Origin of the sequence: Geodermatophilus aquaeductus (assembly GCF_900182545.1) — a bacterium.
GTDB classification, from domain to species: Bacteria; Actinomycetota; Actinomycetes; order Mycobacteriales; family Geodermatophilaceae; genus Geodermatophilus; species Geodermatophilus aquaeductus.
Map to the genome: position 1 here is coordinate 325481 of NZ_FXTJ01000003.1, position 19847 is coordinate 345327.

Annotated in this window: 21 protein-coding genes; 17 read left to right on the forward strand and 4 right to left on the reverse strand. The window is 75.0% G+C overall.

Going from position 1 to position 19847, the window contains the following annotated elements:
- Positions 1-14 precede the first annotated feature (14 nt).
- The 3 genes from FN207_RS10415 to asnB are packed head-to-tail and all read left to right on the forward strand — an operon-like array spanning position 15 to position 2680.
- Positions 15-380 (forward strand): metalloprotease, encoded by a 366-nt coding sequence (locus tag FN207_RS10415; RefSeq protein WP_110907859.1) that lies wholly within the window; start codon positions 15-17, stop codon positions 378-380.
- Positions 370-714 carry a DUF3817 domain-containing protein gene (locus tag FN207_RS10420; protein WP_246065967.1) on the forward strand — a complete coding sequence of 115 codons (345 nt, stop codon included), beginning with the start codon at positions 370-372 and terminating at the stop codon, positions 712-714. The genes FN207_RS10415 and FN207_RS10420 overlap by 11 nt, the downstream gene beginning before the upstream one ends.
- Before the next feature lie 31 nt (positions 715-745).
- On the forward strand, positions 746-2680 hold the full coding sequence (asnB, locus tag FN207_RS10425; RefSeq protein ID WP_142458419.1) for an asparagine synthase (glutamine-hydrolyzing): 1935 nt from the start codon (positions 746-748) through the stop codon (positions 2678-2680).
- Between the two features lie 111 nt (positions 2681-2791).
- On the opposite strand, the gene FN207_RS10430 is transcribed toward asnB, so the two are convergent.
- Positions 2792-3148, reverse strand: coding sequence for a HesB/IscA family protein (locus FN207_RS10430; protein ID WP_091110228.1), 357 nt, complete (start codon positions 3146-3148; stop codon positions 2792-2794).
- A 141-nt stretch (positions 3149-3289) separates the two neighbouring features.
- Between FN207_RS10430 and FN207_RS10435 the strand changes: the two genes are divergently transcribed.
- Both FN207_RS10435 and FN207_RS10440 read left to right on the forward strand, forming a co-directional pair.
- Positions 3290-3901 (forward strand): DUF3043 domain-containing protein, encoded by a 612-nt coding sequence (locus FN207_RS10435; protein WP_142458420.1) that lies wholly within the window; start codon positions 3290-3292, stop codon positions 3899-3901.
- Positions 3902-3922: 21 nt separating this feature from the next.
- Positions 3923-4906 (forward strand): aldo/keto reductase family protein, encoded by a 984-nt coding sequence (locus FN207_RS10440; protein WP_142458421.1) that lies wholly within the window; start codon positions 3923-3925, stop codon positions 4904-4906.
- Positions 4907-4965: 59 nt separating this feature from the next.
- Here FN207_RS10440 and FN207_RS10445 read toward each other — a convergent pair whose 3' ends face one another.
- A complete protein-coding gene (locus tag FN207_RS10445) occupies positions 4966-5178 on the reverse strand; it encodes a hypothetical protein (RefSeq protein ID WP_110907864.1) in 213 nt (70 codons plus the stop codon).
- 126 nt (positions 5179-5304) lie between these two features.
- Here FN207_RS10445 and FN207_RS10450 point away from each other — a divergent pair, with 126 nt between their 5' ends.
- From FN207_RS10450 to FN207_RS10465, 4 genes are all read left to right on the forward strand, one after another.
- Complete coding sequence (locus tag FN207_RS10450; protein ID WP_142458422.1) at positions 5305-5745, forward strand: phage holin family protein; 441 nt, start codon at positions 5305-5307, stop codon at positions 5743-5745.
- Entirely contained in the window at positions 5742-6221 is a 480-nt protein-coding gene (locus FN207_RS10455; protein ID WP_142458423.1) for a DUF3618 domain-containing protein, read from the forward strand. Before FN207_RS10450 ends, FN207_RS10455 begins: the two co-directional genes overlap by 4 nt.
- A complete protein-coding gene (locus tag FN207_RS10460; protein ID WP_110907867.1) occupies positions 6218-6493 on the forward strand; it encodes a DUF4235 domain-containing protein in 276 nt (91 codons plus the stop codon). The genes FN207_RS10455 and FN207_RS10460 overlap by 4 nt, the downstream gene beginning before the upstream one ends.
- A 152-nt stretch (positions 6494-6645) precedes the next feature.
- Positions 6646-7782, forward strand: coding sequence for a YihY/virulence factor BrkB family protein (locus FN207_RS10465; protein WP_142458424.1), 1137 nt, complete (start codon positions 6646-6648; stop codon positions 7780-7782).
- A gap of 8 nt (positions 7783-7790) precedes the next feature.
- Here FN207_RS10465 and gcvT read toward each other — a convergent pair whose 3' ends face one another.
- The gene (gcvT, locus tag FN207_RS10470) at positions 7791-8900 is read right to left on the reverse strand and encodes a glycine cleavage system aminomethyltransferase GcvT (protein ID WP_142458425.1); all 1110 of its coding nucleotides are present in this window, start codon (positions 8898-8900) and stop codon (positions 7791-7793) included.
- An 80-nt stretch (positions 8901-8980) separates the two neighbouring features.
- On the opposite strand from gcvT, the gene FN207_RS10475 reads away from it, so the two are divergent.
- The 4 genes from FN207_RS10475 (at position 8981) to FN207_RS10490 (ending at position 14968) form a co-directional block, all read left to right on the forward strand.
- The gene (locus FN207_RS10475; RefSeq protein WP_142458426.1) at positions 8981-10492 is read left to right on the forward strand and encodes a leucyl aminopeptidase; all 1512 of its coding nucleotides are present in this window, start codon (positions 8981-8983) and stop codon (positions 10490-10492) included.
- A 141-nt stretch (positions 10493-10633) separates the two neighbouring features.
- On the forward strand, positions 10634-12013 hold the full coding sequence (lpdA, locus tag FN207_RS10480; RefSeq protein ID WP_221888132.1) for a dihydrolipoyl dehydrogenase: 1380 nt from the start codon (positions 10634-10636) through the stop codon (positions 12011-12013).
- Between the two features lie 54 nt (positions 12014-12067).
- Positions 12068-13984, forward strand: coding sequence for a 2-oxoglutarate dehydrogenase, E2 component, dihydrolipoamide succinyltransferase (gene sucB / locus FN207_RS10485; RefSeq protein WP_142458428.1), 1917 nt, complete (start codon positions 12068-12070; stop codon positions 13982-13984).
- Between the two features lie 72 nt (positions 13985-14056).
- Positions 14057-14968, forward strand: a complete 912-nt coding sequence (locus FN207_RS10490; protein ID WP_142458429.1) for a TIGR01777 family oxidoreductase — start codon at positions 14057-14059, stop codon at positions 14966-14968.
- Between the two features lie 13 nt (positions 14969-14981).
- Here FN207_RS10490 and FN207_RS10495 read toward each other — a convergent pair whose 3' ends face one another.
- Positions 14982-16643 carry a serine/threonine-protein kinase gene (locus FN207_RS10495; RefSeq protein ID WP_142458430.1) on the reverse strand — a complete coding sequence of 554 codons (1662 nt, stop codon included), beginning with the start codon at positions 16641-16643 and terminating at the stop codon, positions 14982-14984.
- Positions 16644-16762: 119 nt separating this feature from the next.
- Here FN207_RS10495 and FN207_RS10500 point away from each other — a divergent pair, with 119 nt between their 5' ends.
- The 4 genes from FN207_RS10500 to FN207_RS10515 are packed head-to-tail and all read left to right on the forward strand — an operon-like array spanning position 16763 to position 19825.
- Positions 16763-18022, forward strand: coding sequence for an NAD(P)/FAD-dependent oxidoreductase (locus FN207_RS10500; RefSeq protein ID WP_142458431.1), 1260 nt, complete (start codon positions 16763-16765; stop codon positions 18020-18022).
- Positions 18022-18756 (forward strand): Type 1 glutamine amidotransferase-like domain-containing protein, encoded by a 735-nt coding sequence (locus FN207_RS10505; protein WP_142458432.1) that lies wholly within the window; start codon positions 18022-18024, stop codon positions 18754-18756. The genes FN207_RS10500 and FN207_RS10505 overlap by 1 nt, the downstream gene beginning before the upstream one ends.
- Positions 18757-18778: 22 nt before the next feature.
- A complete protein-coding gene (gene lipB / locus FN207_RS10510) occupies positions 18779-19438 on the forward strand; it encodes a lipoyl(octanoyl) transferase LipB (RefSeq protein ID WP_142458433.1) in 660 nt (219 codons plus the stop codon).
- Positions 19439-19441: 3 nt separating this feature from the next.
- Complete coding sequence (locus tag FN207_RS10515) at positions 19442-19825, forward strand: PPOX class F420-dependent oxidoreductase (RefSeq protein ID WP_142458434.1); 384 nt, start codon at positions 19442-19444, stop codon at positions 19823-19825.
- The last annotated feature ends 22 nt before the right edge of the window (positions 19826-19847 follow it).

Below are 19847 nucleotides of genomic sequence, written 5' to 3' on the forward strand. Positions count from 1 at the left end.
TTAGAGTCGGAGGCGTGTGGACGCGGCTGCTGACCCCCCGGTGGGTCCTGCTCCACCTGCTGGTGGCGGTCCTGTTCGTGGCCACGTTCTTCCTCGGCTACTGGCAGCTGACCAAGGCGGAGAACGGCGGCGGCGCGGTCAACTGGAGCTACGCGCTGCAGTGGCCGCTCTACGGGTTCATGGGCCTGTGGTTCTACGTCCGCATGGTGCGGGTCGAGCTCAACCGCGACCCGGACGAGGAGGAGCCGAGCTCCGCCGTCGTCCTGTACCAGCGGCCGCGGGTGGACACCACCGGGGACCCGGAGCTCGCCGCCTACAACGCCTACCTCGCCGAGCTCAACGAGCGCGCGCTCGGTCAGCGGGGTCCCGGTGGCCGCTGAGCCCCAGGAGGTCGCGCTCCCGCCCCAGGTGGCCGGCGCCCTCACCCGCTACCGCGTCATGGCCTACGCCGTCGGCGTGATGCTGCTCGTGCTCGTGGCCGTCGCCATCCCCCTGCGGTACGCGGCCGGGGTGCCCGAGGTGTCGGCGGTGGTCTCGCCGATCCACGGGCTGGTCTACATCGTCTACCTCGTGACGGCCTTCGACCTGGCCCTCAAGGCGCGGTTCACCGCCAAGGGCACCGTGCTGGTGCTCCTGGCCGGCGTCGTCCCGCTCGTGTCCTTCGTCGCCGAGCGCCGGGTGACCACCCGCGTCCGCTCCGGCCGCCCTCTCTGACCGTCCTCCTCACTCCCCGGAGAGCTCCCGCATGTGCGGCCTGCTGGCCTACCTGTCCACCGACGCGCCCCGGGTCGCCGAGGCGCACGTCGACGACGTCCGCGAGGCGCTGCACTGTCTGCACCACCGCGGTCCCGACGACACCGCGGTGTGGTCCGACGAGCACGTCGTCCTCGGCTTCAACCGGTTGTCGATCATCGACGTCGAGGGCAGCCCGCAGCCGCTCCCCTACGCCGCGGACCGCTACCGGATCCTGTTCAACGGCGAGATCTACAACTACGTCGAGCTGCGCGAGGAGCTGCAGGCCGCCGGCGCCCGGCTGGCCACGCACGGCGACACCGAGACGATCGTGGCGGGCTACCACCTGTGGGGCCAGGACGTCGTCCGGCGGCTGCGCGGGATGTTCTCCTTCGTCATCTGGGACACCCAGACGCGCACCGCCTTCGGCGCCCGCGACCCGTTCGGCATCAAGCCGCTGTTCACCGCGCGCCTGGCCGACGGCGGGCTGGTCTTCAGCTCGGAGAAGAAGGCGCTGCTGCAGCTGCTCGGCGGCAGCGCGGCCGCCGGCGGCGTCGACCCCGCCTCGCTGCAGCACTACCTGACGCTGCAGTACGTGCCCGAGCCCGCGACGCTGCACCGCGGCATCCGCCGGATCGAGAGCGGCACCAGCTTCACCGTCGTCGACGGCGAGCTGTCCACCGCCCGGTACTTCCACCCGGCGTGGAAGCCGCAGCCGGTGGCCGCCGGCGGGGAGCAGGAGCTCTACGACCGCATCGCCGACGTCCTCGACGAGTCGGTGGCCAAGCACATGCGCGCCGACGTCACCGTCGGGTCGTTCCTCTCCAGCGGCATCGACTCCACCGCGATCGCCGCGCTCGCGCACCGCTACAACCCCGACCTGATGACCTTCACCGTCGGCTTCCAGCGGCAGGCGCAGTCGGAGATCGAGATCGCCGCGGAGTCCGCCTCCATCCTGGGCGTCAAGCACGTGCCGGTGGAGGTGACCGCCGAGCAGTTCGCCGCGGCTATCCCCGAGGTGGTCTGGTACCTCGACGACCCGGTCGCCGACCCCGCGCTCGTGCCGCTGTACTTCGTGGCCCGCGAGGCGCGCAAGCACGTGAAGGTGGTGCTCTCCGGCGAGGGCGCCGACGAGCTGTTCGGCGGCTACACCATCTACCGCGAGCCGATCAGCCTGGCCTGGGCGTCGGCGCTGCCGCCGGCCGGCCGCCGGGCGATGGCCCGGATCGCCGACCTGCTGCCCGAGGGCGTGCGCGGCCAGGACCTGCTGCGCCGCGCCGCCACCCCGCTCGAGCAGCGCTACTACGGCAACGCCCGGAACATGCGCGACGACGAGCTCGCCGCGCTGCTGCCCGGCCGCGACCCCGACCTGTCGCACGTCACGGTCACCGAGGACCTCTACCGGCGCACCCGCGAGGCCGGCTACGACGACGTGACGGCGATGCAGTACGTCGACCTGTTCACCTGGCTGCGCGGCGACATCCTGGTCAAGGCCGACAAGATGACGATGGCCAACTCGCTGGAGCTGCGGGTGCCCTTCCTCGATCCCGAGGTGTTCGCGATCGCGAGCTCCCTGCCGGTCGAGCAGCGGGTGCCGCGCCGCGGGGACGCGACGAAGTACGCGCTGCGCCAGGCGATGCGCCAGATCGTGCCGCCGCGGATCATGAACCGCCGCAAGCTCGGCTTCCCCGTGCCGACGGCGGACTTCCTCGCCGGCCCGCTGCACGACTGGGCCCGCGGGATCGTCACCGAGAGCCAGACGCAGCAGTGGCTCGACCGCGACGTCGTCCTCGGCCTGCTGGACCGGCTGCGTACCGAGGAGGTGCCGAGCAAGCGGATCGCCCGTCAGCTGTGGTCGGTGCTGGTCTTCATGGTGTGGCACGGGATCTTCGTCGAGGACCGGATCGTCGTCGACGTCCCGGAGACGGTGTACCCCGTCAAGCTCTGAGAACGCGGAACGGCGCCCGTCCCCGGGAGGGGGCGGGCGCCGTTCAGTCGGCCCCTCTGCAGGGTCCCGGCGCCGAGGTACGAGGTGCCGGGGGGCAGAGGGGTCCTTACATCAGTGGAACGAGTCCCCGCAGGCGCAGGAGCCCTGCGCGTTCGGGTTGTCGATCGTGAAGCCCTGCTTCTCGATGGTGTCGACGAAGTCGATCACCGCGCCGCCCAGGTAGGGGCCGCTCATCCGGTCGACGATGACCTCGACGCCACCGAACTCGTAGGTCTGGTCGCCGTCGAGGAACCGCTCGTCGAAGAAGAGCTGGTAGCGCAGGCCGGAGCAGCCGCCGGGCTGGACGGCGATGCGCAGACGCAGGTCGTCGCGGCCCTCCTGGTCCAGCAGCGCCTTGACCTTCGAGGCGGCCGGGTCACTCAGCAGCACGCCGGTGCTGCCGGGGGTCTCGGTGTCCTGCACCGTCATGTTCTGTCCTCCCACATCCGAGGGCGTCCGTTGCGGCACTCCCTGCCGCTGCCAACACCGCCGTGGCGGAGCCTGTTCCACTGTACGGCGCGCAGCCGAGGAGACCAGTCCCCCGCGGGGACGCACGTAGACTCACCGGTCGTGAAGCTCCGCCTGCCCGGGCGCCGGACCCCCGCCGCCGAGACCGCCCCGGACACCGCCGCCGACCTGACCACCTCGCTGGTGAAGGCCGGCGGCAAGGGCCGCCCGACGCCCAAGCGCACCGAGGCGCAGGGCCGCCGTCCCGGCCCGCCCCCGCCGCCGCCCACCACGCGCAAGGAGGCCTACGCCCGCATGCGCGCCCAGCAGGCGGAGCGGCGGTCCGACACCCGCGCGGGCATGGCCCGTGGGGACGACTCCTACCTCCCGGCGCGCGACCGCGGCCCGGTGCGCAAGCTGGTGCGCGACCTCGTCGACACCCGCCGCAACGCCGGCAGCTTCTTCCTGCCGGTGGCCGCCCTCGTCCTGGTCGGGTACTTCATCCCGAGCCCGGCGGTGCAGAACTACACGGTCTTCGTCTGGTTCCTCTTCTTCCTGGTGATCATCGTCGACTCGGTGTTCCTCGGCCGGCGGATCTCGAGGACGGTGCGGCAGCGCTTCCCCGAGCAGCCCCACCGGATGAAGTCGCTGATCTGGTACGGCGTCAGCCGGGCCACGATGATCCGCCGCTGGCGCTTCCCGAAGCCCGAGGTCGCGATGGGCGCCCAGGTCTAGCCGACGCTAGCGTCGGAGCACGTGGAGTACCGACGCCTCGGCCGTTCCGGCCTGACCATCTCCGAGATCGCCTACGGCAACTGGCTCACCCACGGTGGCCAGGTCGAGGAGGACGCCGCGCAGGCGTGCGTGCGCGCCGCCCTCGACGCCGGCATCACCACCTTCGACACCGCCGACGTCTACGCCGGCACCCGCGCCGAGTCCGTCCTCGGCCGCGCCCTGGCCGGGCAGCGCCGCGAGGGACTGGAGATCTTCACCAAGGTCTACTGGCCCACCGGCCCCGGCCCGAACGACCGCGGGCTGGGACGCAAGCACGTCACCGAGAGCTGCGAGGCCTCGCTGCGGCGGCTGCAGACCGACCACATCGACCTCTACCAGGCCCACCGCTACGACGAGACGGTGCCGCTGGAGGAGACGATGACCGCCTTCGCCGACCTCGTGCGGGCCGGCAAGGTGCTCTACATCGGCGTCTCGGAGTGGCGTGCCGACGAGATCGCCGCGGGCGCCGCCCTCGCCCGCGAGCTCGGCATCCAGCTCATCAGCAACCAGCCGCAGTACTCGATGCTGTGGCGGGTCATCGAGGACGAGATCGTGCCGACGTCCGAGCGCGAGGGCGTCTCGCAGATCGTGTGGTCGCCGCTGGCCCAGGGCGTGCTCACCGGCAAGTACCTCCCCGGCGAGCAGCCGCCGGCCGGCAGCCGCGCCACCGACCCGGAGGCCGGGCGCTTCATCCGCCGGTTCATGACCGACGACGTGCTGGCGCGCGTGCAGGACCTGCGGCCCGTCGCCGACGACCTCGGGCTGTCGATGGCGCAGCTCGCCGTCGCCTGGGTGCTGCGGAACGAGAACGTGGCCGCGGCGATCATCGGGGCCACCCGGCCCGAACAGGTGCACGACAACGTGAAGGCCGCGGGCGTCCGGCTCGACGACGACGTCATGGCACGCATCGACGAGGTGCTCGGCGACGTCGTCGAGCGCGACCCGGCGAAGACCGCGCGCGGCTGACGTCCACGCCGACCTGGTCTCGACCTCGACCTCTGGTCGAGGTCGAGACGGGGGCGGGCTCAGGCGGGGGCGAGTCCCATCGGGCCGTACGCCTTGGTCTCGCCCTCGTACAGGCTCACGGTGGCCACGCCGCGGGCGAGCAGGTCGCGCCAGTTCTCGCCCAGCCACGACTCGGCGTCGCCCTGGTTGTCCGCCGGCGGCACCTCGACGCCGAGCGCGGCCGGGTCCAGCGTTCCGCCGTCGGGGTCCTCGAGCCGCCACGTCCAGGTCATGGCCGCGAGGGTAGTGACGCCCGCCCCGCCCTGCGCCGTGTCCGCGGCGTGACCACCCGCCGGGTTACCGGGCGATCATCGGGGGCACAGGAGGTCAACGACCGTCTGCGATCCTCCGGAGGACCGATGACCGTGCCCCACGCCGGGGGCGCCTCGCGCGCCACCCCACCTCCCCCGACCACCGAGGACTCCTCCACCGGGCAGCTGATCAGCCAGCTCACCGAGCAGGTCTCCCGCCTGGTCCGGGACGAGGCCCGCCTCGCGCAGGCCGAGATGACGCAGAAGGCCAAGCGTCTGGGCGTCGGCGCCGGCCTCTTCGGCGGCGCCGGCCTGTTCGGCTTCCTGGGCCTGTGCGTGCTGGTCGCCACCGCCGTCCTCGCCCTCGACGTCGTGCTGCCCGCGTGGCTGGCCGCGCTGATCGTGGCCGTCGTGCTGTTCGCCGTCGCCGGGATCCTCGCCCTGGTAGGCAAGAAGGACGTGCAGAAGGGGTCGCCGCCGGTGCCCAGCGAGGCGATCGCCAGCACGAAGGCCGACATCGCGACCGTGAAGGAGAACGCGCGCCGATGACCACCCCCTCCGGGAGCTCCCGTCCCGACGACGCCGCCGGTACCGACGCCGCGAACGGGCCGACCGACCCCGACGCCATCAAGGCCGAGATCGAGGCGACCCGTGAGCAGCTCGGCCGCACCGTCGACGAGCTGAGCCACCGCCTCGACGTCCCGGCCCGGGCCAAGGAGGGCGCGGCCCGCGCCAAGGACACCGCGGTGGAGACCTACCGCGAGAGCCCACCGGCCGTCGTCGGCGTCGGCGCGGGGCTGGCCGGCCTCGTCGGCCTCGTGGTGTGGCGGCGCCGCCGCAAGCGCCGCCGGGCCGCGGCCGCCTCGACCGCGTCCGCCGCCGCTCTCGCGCAGGCACGGGCGGAGGCCCGGGTCGCGCGCAAGAAGGCCCAGCGGGAGGCGGCGCGGGCGCGCAAGGCGGTGGCGCGCAACGCCCAGCGGACCAAGCGGAAGACGCGCAAGGCCACGAGGAAGGTGCGGAAGTGAGCAGCAAGGGCGCGAAGCTGGTCTACCGCCCGGTCGGCCTGGCCGGCGGCATCCTCGCCGGTGTGGTGTCCGGCGCCATCTTCAAGCAGGTCTGGAAGCGGGTCGCCGGGGAGGAGGACGCCCCCGACGCGCTGCAGAGCGAGTACCGCATGCGGGAGGTGGTCCTCGCCGCGGCGATCCAGGGCGCGCTCTTCGCCGCGACGAAGGCGGCGATCGACCGGGCGGGCGCCCGGGGCTTCACCAAGCTGACCGGCAGCTGGCCGGGCGACTGACGCCCGGCCGACGGACGCCCGGCCGACGGACGCCCGGCCGACGGACGTCAGGGCCGCCGGACGCCGGGCCGGCCGGGGCTCGGCCGACGGTCGCTCGGCCGACGGTCGCTCGGCCGACGATTGCGAGGACGACGTACAGAGGGGGGCCGGCCATGTCCGGGACCAGGCAGCGCGACAGCGCGGTCGACCGGATCCGGGAACGGGTCGAGGAGAAGGCGGCCCGGCGGGCGGCCGCCCGGGAGGCGGCGGAGCGGGCCGAACGCGGGGAGCCCGCGCCCGACCCCGGCCGGGTGCCACCCGGCGGCCCGAGCCCGTCGCAGCTGCCCGGCGTGCACGCGGACGCGCCCACGCAGATCCCGATCCGCGGCTGGAAGCAGATCGTCAAGCGTGCGTGGGCGGAGAACAACGCCGACAACATGCCGATCATCGCCGGCGGCGTCGCGTTCTTCGCCTTCCTCGCCATCTTCCCGGCACTGATCGCGACGATCTCCCTGTACGGCCTCGTCGCCTCGCCGGAGACGGTCGCGCGGCAGGTCGAGAGCCTCTCGGCGCAGCTCCCGGACAGCGCGGCGGAGCTGATCGGCGATCAGCTGACGGCGATCACGCAGAACAGCGGCGGCGCGCTGTCCCTGTCCCTGGTCATCTCGGTGCTCGCCGCGCTGTGGTCGGCCTCCGGCGGTACCGGCAACGTGATCACCGCGGTGAACATCGCCTACGACGAGGTCGAGACCCGCTCCTTCGTCAAGCGCAAGGCCCTGGCACTGGGGCTGACGCTAGGCGGGATCCTCTTCGTGCTGGTCACCTTCGCGCTGGTCGCGGTGGTGCCGGCCGTGCTCGACCAGCTGCCGCTGGGCGTCGTCGGGACGGTCCTCGCGCAGGTCGTGCGGTGGGTGCTGCTGCTCGGCGTCTTCGCCGGCTCGCTGGCCGTGCTCTACCGGGTGGCCCCCGACCGCGACGCCCCGCAGCTGAAGTGGGTCAGCCTCGGGGCGATCGTCGTCACCGTCATCTGGGCGCTGGTCAGCCTGGGCTTCAGCTTCTACGTCAACAACTTCGGGTCCTACGACAAGACCTACGGGGCCATCGCCGGCGTCATCGTCCTGATGCTGTGGCTCTACCTCACCTGCTACCTGGTGCTGCTCGGCGCGGAGATCAACTCCGAGTCCGAGCACCAGACGGCCGAGGACACCACCGAGGGTCCCCCGGTCCCGATGGGCGACCGCAACGCCACGATGGCCGACGAGCTGCCCGACCCGCCGGAGCCGACGAAGGAGTCCAAGCAGAAGGCCTGAGACCGTGCTCAGCGCACGTGCGAGGGCACGAACGGCGGCTTGACCACCTCGACCGGCTGCGGGCGGCCCCGGACGTCGACGGCGAGCTCGGCGCCCTCGGCGACGCCGGCGGCGGTGTCGAGCAGGGCCAGGGCGATGCCGGTGCGCAGCGTCGGCGAGAAGGTGCCGCTGGTGACCTCGCCGACCCGCGCGCCGGCGCCGTCGAGGACGGCCATGCCCGGTCGCGGGATGCCCCGGCCGGGGGCGCGCAGGCCCCACAGCAGCCGCGCGGCGCCGGCCTCCTTCTCGGCCAGCAGCGCCTCGCGGCCCCAGAACGCGGGCTTGCGCCAGCCGACGGCCCAGCCGCTGCGCGCCTGGTTCGGCGTGATCTCGCGGGACAGCTCGTGGCCGTGCAGCGGATAGCCCATCTCGGTGCGCAGCGTGTCGCGGGCGCCGAGCCCGCAGGGCCGGATGCCGTCGGCCGCGCCGGCCTCCAGCAGCCGGTCCCACAGCACGCCGGCCCGCTCGGCGGCGACGAGGAGCTCGTAGCCGTGCTCGCCGGTGTAGCCGGTGCGGCAGACGGTGACCTCCTGCCCCTCCCCGCCGGCGAAGGCCATGTAGGACAGGTCGGCGGCGAGCCCGGCGGCCTCGAGGACGGCGGCCGAGCGGGGTCCCTGGACGGCGAGGACGGCGACCTCCTCGTGCCGGTCGGTGACCGTGACCTCCGCGGGCGCGGCGTCGGCCAGCCGGGCCAGGACCTCGGCGGCGTTGGCGGCGTTGGGCACGAGCAGCACGTCGTCGGGACCGTGCAGGTAGACGATCAGGTCGTCGACCACCCCGCCGGCGTCGGCCTCGCCGTCGGGGACGCAGCACAGCGTGTACTGCGCCTGGCCCGGGCCGATGCGGCCGAGGTCGTTGGTGAGCGCGGCGTCGACGAGGGCCGCGGCGCCCGGCCCGCGCACCGTTCCGGTGCCCAGGTGGGAGACGTCGAACAGGCCCACCGCCTCGCGCACGGCGGCGTGCTCGGCGAGCACCCCGCCCCCGGCGTACTCGATCGGCATCGACCAGCCGCCGAAGTCGGCCAGCTTGGCGCCGGCCGCGACGTGGCGGTCGTGCAGGGGCGAGATCCGCGCGGTCACACCGGGCACCGTAGCGACGGCGCCCCCCGACCCTTCGCCGTCCTCAGGACCGCGGAGTGCCCGGCACCTAGGATCGAGCGGTGCCGCCGACGATCACCGCCACCGACCGCCCGCTCGAGAAGACGCCCGCCGACGCCGTCGTCGTCGGGATCGGGAAGGGCACCAACGGCCCGCTGCCCACGCCCGGCGCGGAGGCGGTGGACCGGCTGCTGGGCGGCCGGCTGCTGCCCGCGCTGGCCGACCTCGGCGCACGCGGCGGCCAGGACGAGGTGACCCGCGTGGCCACCCTCGGCCAGGGCCCGTTCCCCGTGGTCGCCGCCGTCGGGCTCGGCGCTCCCGCTGCCACCGGCGGGTACTCGACCGAGGCGGTCCGCCGCGCCGCGGGTGCCGCCAGCCGCGCGCTGACCGGCCGCGGCTCGGTCGTGACGCTGCTCGCCGCCGTCGGCGGGACGCCGGACGCCGAGCGGCTGCACGCCGTCGGCGAGGGCGCGCTGCTGGGCGCCTACGAGTTCACCGAGTACAAGTCCGACCTGCCTGCCGACCGGCCCGCGCCGCCGCGCGAGTTCACCGTCGTCGTCCCCGACGCCGGCGCGGCGAAGGCCCCGCTGGCGCGGGTCCGCGCGGTCGCCGACGCCGTCACGCTGGTGCGCGACCTGGTCAACACCCCGCCCAACGACCTCTACCCCGCCGAGCTCGCCGCCCGCGGCGCCGCCGCGGGCAAGGCGGCCGGCCTGTCGGTCGAGGTGCTCGACGAGGACGACCTCGTGGCCGGCGGCTACGGAGGCATCCTGGCCGTCGGCAGCGGCTCGGCCCGCGGCCCGCGCCTGCTGCGGCTGAGCTACAGCGGCAAGAAGGCGCAGAAGAAGGTCGCGCTGGTCGGCAAGGGGATCACCTTCGACAGCGGCGGCCTGTCGATCAAGCCCGCCGCCAACATGCACCACATGACCAGCGACATGGCCGGCGCCGCCGCCGTGATCGCCACGGTCTGCCTGGTCGCCCGGCTCGGCCTGCCCGTCGAGGTGACCGCCACCGTGCCGATCGCGGAGAACCTCCCCAGCGGCACCGCCTACCGGCCGGCCGACGTGGTGACCTTCCGCAACGGCAAGAAGGCCGAGATCACCAACACCGACGCCGAGGGCCGCGTGGTGCTCGCCGACGCGATCGCCCGCGCCGCCGAGGACTCCCCCGACGTGCTGCTCGAGACCTCGACGCTCACCGGCGCGCAGCTGGTCGCCCTCGGGTCGCGCACCGCCGGCGTGATGGGCAGCGACGACCTGCGCGACGCCGTCGTGGTGGCCAGCCGGCGCAGCGGTGAGCCGATGTGGCCGATGCCGATGCCCGAGGAGCTGCGCCGGGGCATCGACTCCCCCGTCGCCGACTTCGTCAACGCCAACGCCGACCGCATGGGCGGGATGCTCGTCGGGGCGCACTTCCTCGCCGAGTTCGTGCCCGCGGGGCTGCCGTGGGCGCACGTCGACATCGCCGGCCCGAGCTACAACACCGGCGCACCCTGGGGTTACACGCCCAAGGGCGGCACTGGCGTGCCGGTGCGGACCCTGCTGGCGACCATCGAGGACCTGCTCGCCCGCTGACCGCCCGCGCGGCCGGGACACCCGGCCGCGCGCGGCGCACAGCCGCCCTCGGCTCCCCGAGATCCGCGGAGTGGCAGGATGGACGAGGACCATCCCCCACCCGTTCGGGTGGAGCAGGCCGAGAGCATCGAGGAGCACGTCGTGAGCGCACCCACCACCCCCGCCGACCTGGTCATCCTCGGTGGTGGCTCGGGTGGCTACGCCGCCGCGCTGCGGGCCGCCGAGCTCGGGTTGTCCGTCGTCCTGATCGAGAAGGACAAGGTCGGCGGCACCTGCCTGCACCGCGGCTGCATCCCGACCAAGGCGCTGCTGCACAGCGGCGAGATCGCCGACCAGGCCCGCGAGGGCGAGCAGTTCGGCGTCAAGACCTCGCTGGCCGGCATCGACATGGACGGCGTCAACGCCTACAAGGACGGCGTCGTCTCGCGGCTGTACAAGGGCCTGCAGGGCCTCATCAAGAGCCGCAAGGTCAACTACGTCGAGGGCGAGGGCCGGCTGGTCTCCCCCACCGCGGTCGAGGTGAACGGCCAGACCTACGAGGGCCGCCACGTCCTGCTGGCCACCGGCTCCTACTCGCGCAGCATCCCGGGCGTCACGCTCGACGGCGTCCGCGTGATCGACAGCGAGCAGGCCCTGCAGCTCGACCGCGTCCCGACCTCGGCGATCATCCTGGGCGGCGGCGTCATCGGCTGCGAGTTCGCCAGCGCCTGGAAGTCCTTCGGCGTCGATGTCACGATCATCGAGGGCCTCAAGCACCTCGTGCCGCTGGAGGACGAGTCCTCCTCCAAGCTCCTCGAGCGGGCGTTCCGCCGCCGGAAGATCAACTTCGAGCTCGGCAACCTGGTGTCGTCGGTCGAGAACACCGAGAACGGCGTCAAGGTCAGCCTGCAGAACGGCAAGGAGTTCGAGGCCGAGATCGTCCTCGTCGCCGTCGGCCGCGGCCCGGTCAGCCAGGGCCTCGGCTACGAGGAGGCCGGCGTCGCGATGGACCGCGGCTACGTGCTGGTCGACGAGTACTGCCAGACCAACGTGCCGACCATCTCCGCCGTCGGCGACCTGATCCCGACCCTGCAGCTGGCCCACGTCGGCTTCGGCGAGGGCATCCTCGTGGCCGAGCGCCTGGCCGGCCTCCCGGTCGTCCCGATCGACTACGCCGGCGTCCCGCGCGTCACCTACTCCGAGCCCGAGGTCGCCTCCGTCGGGCTCACCGAGGTCCAGGCCCGCGAGAAGTACGGCGACGTCGAGACCCTCGTCTACGACCTCGGCGGCAACGGCCGCAGCCAGATCCTCAAGACGCAGGGCGCGGTCAAGCTGATCCGCCAGAAGGACGGCCCCGTCGTCGGCGTGCACATGGTCGGCAGCCGGGTCGGCGAGCTCGTCGCCGAGGCGCAGCTGATCTTCAACTGGGAGGCGCTGCCCGACGAGGTGGCCGCCCTCATCCACCCGCACCCGACCCAGAGCGAGGCGATCGGCGAGGCCCACCTGGCCCTGGCCGGCAAGCCGCTGCACGCCCACAGCTGACCCTGCCCGGTCCGCTCTCCCCCACCCGCGCCACCACGAAGGAGCCCCGCCCCGATGCCGACCTCCGTCACCATGCCCGCCCTGGGCGAGAGCGTCACCGAGGGCACGGTCACCCGATGGTTGAAGCAGGAGGGTGAGCAGGTCGAGGTCGACGAGCCACTCCTCGAGGTCTCGACAGACAAGGTCGACACCGAGATCCCCTCGCCCGCCGCGGGTGTCCTCACCAAGATCCTCGTGTCCGAGGACGAGACCGTCGAGGTCGGCGCCGAGCTCGCGGTGATCGGCGGGGACGGCGACGGCGGGGGCGCGGGCGCACCCGCGTCGGCCGACGACGCCACCACCCCGCAGACGCCGGCCGAGCAGGTGGAGGACGCCGGCCCCGGCCCGTCCGAGGAGCCGGCGCCCGCGCCGGCCGCCGAGGCCCCCGCCCCGGCCTCCGACGGCCAGGGCGACGGCCAGGGCGGCGGCCAGGGCGGCGGCCAGGGTGGTGGCGAGGGGACGCCGGTGACCATGCCGGCGCTCGGCGAGAGCGTCACCGAGGGCACCGTCACCCGCTGGCTCAAGGCGGTCGGCGACGAGGTGACCGCGGACGAGCCGCTGCTCGAGGTCTCGACCGACAAGGTCGACACCGAGATCCCGGCGCCGGTGTCGGGGACCCTGCTGTCGATCACCGTGAACGAGGACGAGACGGTCGAGGTCGGCGCGCAGCTGGCCGTGATCGGCAGCGGTGCGGCCGGCGGCGGTGCGCCCGCTCCGGCCCCGGCTCCGCAGCAGGCCCCCGCTCCCGAGCCGGCCCCGGCTCCCGCTCCGGCCCCGGCTCCGCGCCAGGAGCAGCCCGCGGCCCAGCCCCCCGGCGCCCCGCCGGCGGTGCCCGCGGGCGCCGACTACGGCTCCGGCGAGGCCGAGACCGTCCGCGCGCAGCAGACCCAGCAGCCCTCCCAGCCCTCGCCGGCCCAGGCGTCCGCCCCGGCGCAGGCCCCGGCCCCGGCGCCGAGCGCCGCGCCGACGGACGGCTCCGGCACCTACGTGACGCCGCTGGTCCGCCGCCTGGCCGCCGAGCACGGCGTCGACCTGTCGAGCGTCACCGGCACCGGGGTCGGCGGGCGGATCCGCAAGCAGGACGTCCTCGCCGCCGCCGAGTCCGCCGCGCCGGCCGCCGCACCGGCTCCGGCCGCCGCTGCCGCACCGGCTGCGAGCGCCGGTCGTCCCGCGACGCCGTCGCCGGCTGCCCAGCCCGACACGTCGCTGCGCGGCCGCACGGAGAAGATGTCCCGCCTGCGCGGGGTCATCGCACGGCGGATGGTCGAGTCCCTGGCCATCAGCGCGCAGCTGACCACGGTGGTCGAGGTCGACGTCACCCGGATCGCCAAGCTGCGGGACCGGGCCAAGCGCGACTTCGAGGCCCGCGAGGGCGTCAAGCTGTCCTTCCTGCCGTTCTTCGCGAAGGCGGCCGTCGAGGCGCTCAAGGCCCACCCGGCCGTGAACTCCTCGGTGGACATGGAGGCCGGCACGGTCACCTACCACGACGCGGAGAACCTCGGCGTCGCGGTGGACACCGAGCGCGGCCTGCTCGTGCCGGTCATCCACGGCGCCGGTGACCTGAGCATCGGCGGGCTGGCCCGCAAGATCTCCGACCTGGCCGAGCGCACGCGGCTGAACAAGGTGACGCCGGACGAGCTCGGCGGCGGCACCTTCACGCTGACCAACACCGGCAGCCGGGGCGCCCTGTTCGACACCCCGATCATCAACCAGCCGCAGGTGGCGATCCTGGGCACCGGCACGGTCGTCAAGCGGCCGGTCGTGGTCCAGGACCCCGACCTCGGCGAGGTCATCGCGGTGCGGTCGATGGTCTACCTGGCCCTCACCTACGACCACCGGATCGTCGACGGCGCCGACGCCGCGCGCTTCCTCGGCACGGTGAAGGAGCGGCTCGAGGCCGGACAGTTCGAGGGCGAGCTCGGCCTCGGCTGACGTCCCCCGATCGGGCCCCGGCGCGTGCGCCGGGGCCCGACGTCGTACTGGGCAGGGGGAACGAGGAGGGTCATGAAGATCGCGGTCACCGGGGCCTCCGGCCTCGTCGGGTCGACGCTGGTCCCGGCGCTGCAGGCCGACGGCCACGAGGTGATCCGGCTGGTCCGCCGCACCCCCCGCACCGCCGACGAGCACCGCTGGGATCCCCAGCACCGGCGGATCGACCCGACCCTGCTGCTCGACGTCGACGCGGTCGTGAACCTCGCCGGCACGCCGATCCGGCCGCGACCGTTCACCGAGGCCTACCGGCGCGACGTGCTGACCAGCCGGGTCGACAGCACCACCACGATCAGCGAGGCCCTGGCCGCCGCGGCCGCCGCGGACCCCTCGCGCCGGCGGGTGCTGGTGTCGGCGTCGGCGGTCGGCTACTACGGCGACACCGGCGACCGGGTCACCGAGGAGGACGCCCCGCCCGGGGACGACTTCCTGGCCCGTGTCTGCGTCCAGTGGGAGGAGGCCACCCGCCCCGCCTCCGCCGCCGGCATCCGGGTGGTCACCGTGCGGACCGGCCTGGTCATCGGCCGGGGCGCGATGCTGGTGCGGATCCTCGGCACGGTCTTCCGGTTCGGCCTCGGCGGCCGGATGGGGTCGGGGCGGCAGTTCTGGCCCTGGATCAGCCTGGCCGACGAGATCGGCGCCATCCGGTTCCTGCTGACCGCCGACGACGTGTCCGGCCCGGTGAACCTGACCGGGCCCGACCCGGTGCGCAACAGCGAGTTCGTGCGCGACCTCGCCCGCGCCGTCCGGCGCCCGGCGGTGCTGCCCGTGCCCGGTCCGGCGATCCGGCTGGCCCTCGGCGAGTTCGGGCGCTCCAGCGTCCTGGCCGGGCAGCGGGCCGTCCCGGCGCGGCTGCAGGCCGCGGGCTACCGGTTCCGTCACGGCGACCTCCCGTCCGCGCTGCAGGAGGCGCTGGGCCGCGGCTGATCCCGCACCGGCCTCACGCCAGCCGTCCCGCGGTCCCGATCCGCCATCCGTCGGGCCCGGGCACGAGGACCATCGCCACCGCGACCTCGCCGCGGCCGGGCTCGGTGCGCAGCGGCGGGCCGTCCGGTGCCGACGCGGACACGACCGCGCAGTCCGGCCTGCTGTCGACCACCCGCAGCTGCACCGTCCCGTCGTCGGCCGGCCCGGCGGTCACCGTCACCCCGGACACGGACGGGGCGAAACCGCGCAGCACCTCGCCGGCCGCGCCGAGGGCCTGCAGGTAGGCGCGGTCGGCGGCCAGCAGCGGACTGCCGGCCGCGTAGACCTCCTCGAGCAGCGCGGGGTCCCCGGTCGTGAAGGCGCTCGCACGCCGCGCGTAGAGCTCCGTGAGGACGGCGGTCCAGTCGACCTCAGCGGTCGGGGCAGCGGTCGGCGGGGCCGGCTGCGGCCGCGCGGTCGGGGTGGCCACGGGGTCCGCGGTCTCGGCGGGCGGCACGGAGGACGCGGGTGGCGCGGTCGCGGCTGCAGCGTCCGTCGCCGCCGGCACGGCTCCCCCGCCCGGACCGGAGCGCGTCAGCGCCAGCCCGAGCGCCACCGCGCCGAGCACCAGGGCCACCACCCCGATCGCCGCGGCGGCCCGCCGCGCCAGGAGCCCGGTCGGTCCCCACGACCGCTCACGGCGGGTGCGCACCTCGGGAGGCGCCTCGCGGCGGTGCCGCGCGGGCACCTGGTGGGTGAGCTCGGTCCGCGGTCCCCGGCCGGTCCGGGCGAGGTCGGCGTCGGGGATCCCCGCGGTGGGCAGCCGTACGGGCTCGGGCCGGCAGGCGTGCCGCAGGTCCAGGGCGAAGGCCGCGGCCGACCCCCGGGCGTGCGGATCGGCCGCCAGCCCCCGGGCGACCACCTCGAGCAACGCCGGCGGCGTGCCGGGCGCCAGCTCGGCGAGGTCGGGCAGCTCCCCCGTGGCGGCGACGGCGAGCGTGTCGGCCGGCGTCGCGGCGTTCCACGGCGGGACGCCGGTCAGCGCGTGGAAGGCCGCCGCCGCGACGCCGAACACGTCGGAGGCCGGACCCGGCGCGCCGCCACGCGCGACGGCGGGGTCGACGTAGGGGGGCGTCACCTCGCCGGCGGCGTCCTCGCCCAGCACCCGCGCGACGCCGAGGTCGGTGAGCACGGGCCGGCCCTCGGCGGTGAAGACGACGTTGCCCGGCGAGAGGTCGCCGTGCACCACGCCCTGCTCGTGCGCGCACGCCAGGGCCGCGGCCACCGGGGCCAGCGCGGTCACCACCTCCCCGGGACGCAGCCGCCCGCGCCGGGCCAGCAGCGCCGCCAGGCTGCCGCCCTCGAGCAGGTCGAGCACGAGGGCGACGCGGGCCGGGCCGCCGCGCCGGGGCTGGTGCACCACCTCGTGCAGCCGGACGAGGTGGGGGTGGTCGAGGGCGCCGAGGAGGGCCGCCTCGCGCGCCTGCCGCTCGCCGTCCCCGGCGACGAGCACCTTGACGGCGACCGGCGGCCCGCCGTCGCGCGGCCGGGCCCGCCAGACCTCGCCGGACCCGCCGCGGCCGAGCAGCCGCTCGAGCCGGTAGCCGGGCACCGCGGGCGCCTCCGGGGCGACGACGGAGGAGGCGTCGGAGGAGTCGCCCGGAGGCGTGTCGCCGGGATCGGGAAGGGCAGCCACGGCGGGGACCGTAAGCGCGACGGCCCAATCGGCGCTCCGGCCGTCCACAGGCCCGGGAGGCGTCCACAGGCCGGATCCCGGACGGGTGAGCGCGGCCGTCTGCGCCTAGGTTCGGAGCCATGCCGCTGCCCGCCCGTGCCGAGGTCGTCGTCGTCGGAGCGGGCTTGGCCGGGCTCTCGGTGGCCACCCGGCTGGTCGCCGCAGGGTGCGACGTGCACGTCCTGGAGGCCTCCGCGCACGCGGGCGGACGGCTGGCCACCGAGCGGGTCGACGGCTTCGTCGTCGACCGGGGCTTCCAGGTGTTCAACACCGGCTACCCGCGCGCCGCCGACCTCGACCTGCCCGCCCTCGACCTCGGGTTCTTCACGCCGGGAGCCGTGGTGCGGGTCGGGGACCGGGCCCACCGGGTAGCCGACCCCCGCCGCCGGCCCTCGGCGCTGGCGGACACCCTCCGCGCACCGCTCGGCTCCCTGCCGCACAAGGTCGCGATCGCCGCCTTCTCGGCCCGGGCCGGTTACTGGCCGGTCTCCCGACTGCTGGACGCCCGCGAGACCTCGGCCGCCGTCCACCTGCAGCAGGCCGGCGTCGGGGAGGTGGCCCTGGAGCGCTTCTTCGGCCCGTTCCTCGCCGGCGTGCTGCTCGAGGACCGGCTCGAGACCTCCAGCCGCTACCTCGACCTGCTCTGGCGCAGCTTCGCCCGCGGCGGGACGGCCCTGCCTGCGCGGGGCATCCAGGCGATCGGTGAGCAGCTGGCCGCGCGGGTCGGCGAGGACCGCGTCCACCACCACGTGCGCGTGACCGCGGTGTCCGGGACCTCGGTCGACAGCGACGCCGGCCGGATCCGCGCCGACGCCGTCGTCGTGGCCACCGATCCCGACACGGCCGCCGGCCTCGTCCCCGCCGTCGAGGCCGCGGCTCCCCGGCAGGTGACGACGCACTACCACGTGCTGCCCGCCTCGCCCTGGACCGAGCCGCTCATCGTCCTCGGGACGCCGGGCGGGCAGCTGGTCAACAGCGTGGTCCTCAGCGACGCCCAGCCGGCCTACTCCCCCGACGGCCGTGCCCTGGTCGCCAGCAACACCCTCGCCCCGACGCGGGCGGCCGAGGTGCGCGACGAGGTGGCCCGGCTGCACGACGTCGCGGCGGGCGACCTCGAGCACCTGGCCACGGTGACCGTGACCGGCGCGCAACCGGCCGCGCTGCCCCCGCTGCGGCACCGCCGCCCGGTCGACCTCGGCGGAGGCCTCTACGTGTGCGGCGACCACCGGGACACCCCGTCGATCCAGGGGGCCATGGCCAGCGGCCGGCGGACCGCGGCGGCCGTGCTGGACGCGTTGCAGTCCACCGCCCAGCCCCACGGCCGGGCGGGCGCCGCCTGATGCCCGCGACCGTGCCGACGATCCTCGCCACCAGCATCGGCTTCGACTCCCGGGGACGCGGCCCGTACGACTGGGCTCCGGGACCGGTGTTCGACCTCGCCGCCGAGCTCGCCGGAGCGCCCGCGGAGCCCCGGCTGTGCCACCTCGGCACCGCCACCGGTGACGACCCGGCCCGCATCGCCGGGGTCTACGGCGCGTTCGCGGGCAGCCGCGCGCGGGTCAGCCACCTGAGCCTGTTCCCGATGCCGACCGTCCCCGACGTGCGGGCCCACCTGCTCGCGCAGGACGTCATCTGGGTCGGCGGCGGGAGCGTCGCCAACCTGCTCGCCGTCTGGCGTGTGCACGGCCTCGACGAGGTCCTCGCCGAGTGCTGGCGCGCCGGGGTGGTGCTCGGCGGGGTGTCGGCCGGCTCGCTGTGCTGGCACGTCGGCGGCACCACCGACTCCTACGGCCCCGACCTGCGGCCGGTCACTAACGGGCTGGGGCTGATCCCCACCTCCAACGGCGTCCACCACGACTCCGAGGAACAGCGCCGGCCGCTCTACCAGCGCCTGGTCGCCGACGGCACGCTGCCCGCCGGTCACGCCACGGACGACGGCGTGGGCCTGGTCTACCGCGGCACCGCGCTGGCCGAGGTCGTCGCCGACCGGCCGGGCAAGGCGGCCTACCGCGTCGAGCGCGGTCCCGACGGCACCGCCGTCGAGACCCGCATCGAGCCCCGGCGGCTGCGGTGAGGACCGGCCTAGGCTGGGCACCGTGACCGAGTTGCGCGTCGTCCGGGCCGGCACCGTCCCCTACGAGGAGGCGTGGGCGCGCCAGCGGGAGATCCACGCCGCCCGCGTCGCCGGCGAGGGGCCGGACACCCTGCTGCTGCTCGAGCACCCGTCGGTCTACACCGCCGGCCGGCGCACCGAGCCGCACGAGCGCCCGTTCGACGGCACACCGGTCGTCGACGTCGACCGCGGCGGCAAGATCACCTGGCACGGGCCCGGGCAGCTGGTGGGCTACCCGATCGTCGCGTTGCCCGACCCGGTCGACGTCGTCGCGCACGTGCGCCGGCTCGAGGACGCGCTCATGCAGGTGTGCGGCTCGCTCGGCGTGGAGACGGTGCGCGTCGAGGGCCGCAGCGGCGTGTGGCTGCCCGCCGACGCCCCCGGACCGGACAGCCGGTTCCGGCCGGAGCGCAAGATCGCCGCCATCGGCGTACGCGTCGCCCGCGGCGTGACGATGCACGGCTTCGCGCTCAACTGCGATCCCGACCTCGCTGCGTTCGGCGCGATCGTGCCCTGCGGCATCGTCGACGCCGGGGTCACCTCGCTGTCGGCGGAACTGGGCCGCGACGTCCCCGTCCCCGAGATTGTCGACGCGGTCGAGGCCGCGATGCGCCGCGTGCTCACCCTCACGCCGGCCGTCTGATCCGTGGCCGACCTGCCGCACAGCACCTACGTCAGCCTGACCACCTTCCGCCGCACCGGGCAGCCGGTGCCCACGCCGGTGTGGGCCGCACCCGACGGCGAGGACCTCGTGGTGTGGACCCGCGCGGACTCCGGGAAGGTCAAGCGGCTGCGGCACACCGCGCGGGTCACCGTGGCGCCCTGCGACGTCCGCGGCCGGGTGCGGGGACCCGCCGTCGAGGCGACCGCCGGGTTCGTCGACCGCGCCGACCGGCCGCAGGCGCTGGCCGCACTCCGCCGCGCCTACGGGTGGCGCTTCCAGGCCGGCTACGTCACCTCGCGGCTGTGGACCCGCCTGACGGAGCCGGGCACCGAGCGCCACGAGCTGCTGCGGATCCGCCCCTCCTGACCCGCGGGGCCAGGAGGGGCGG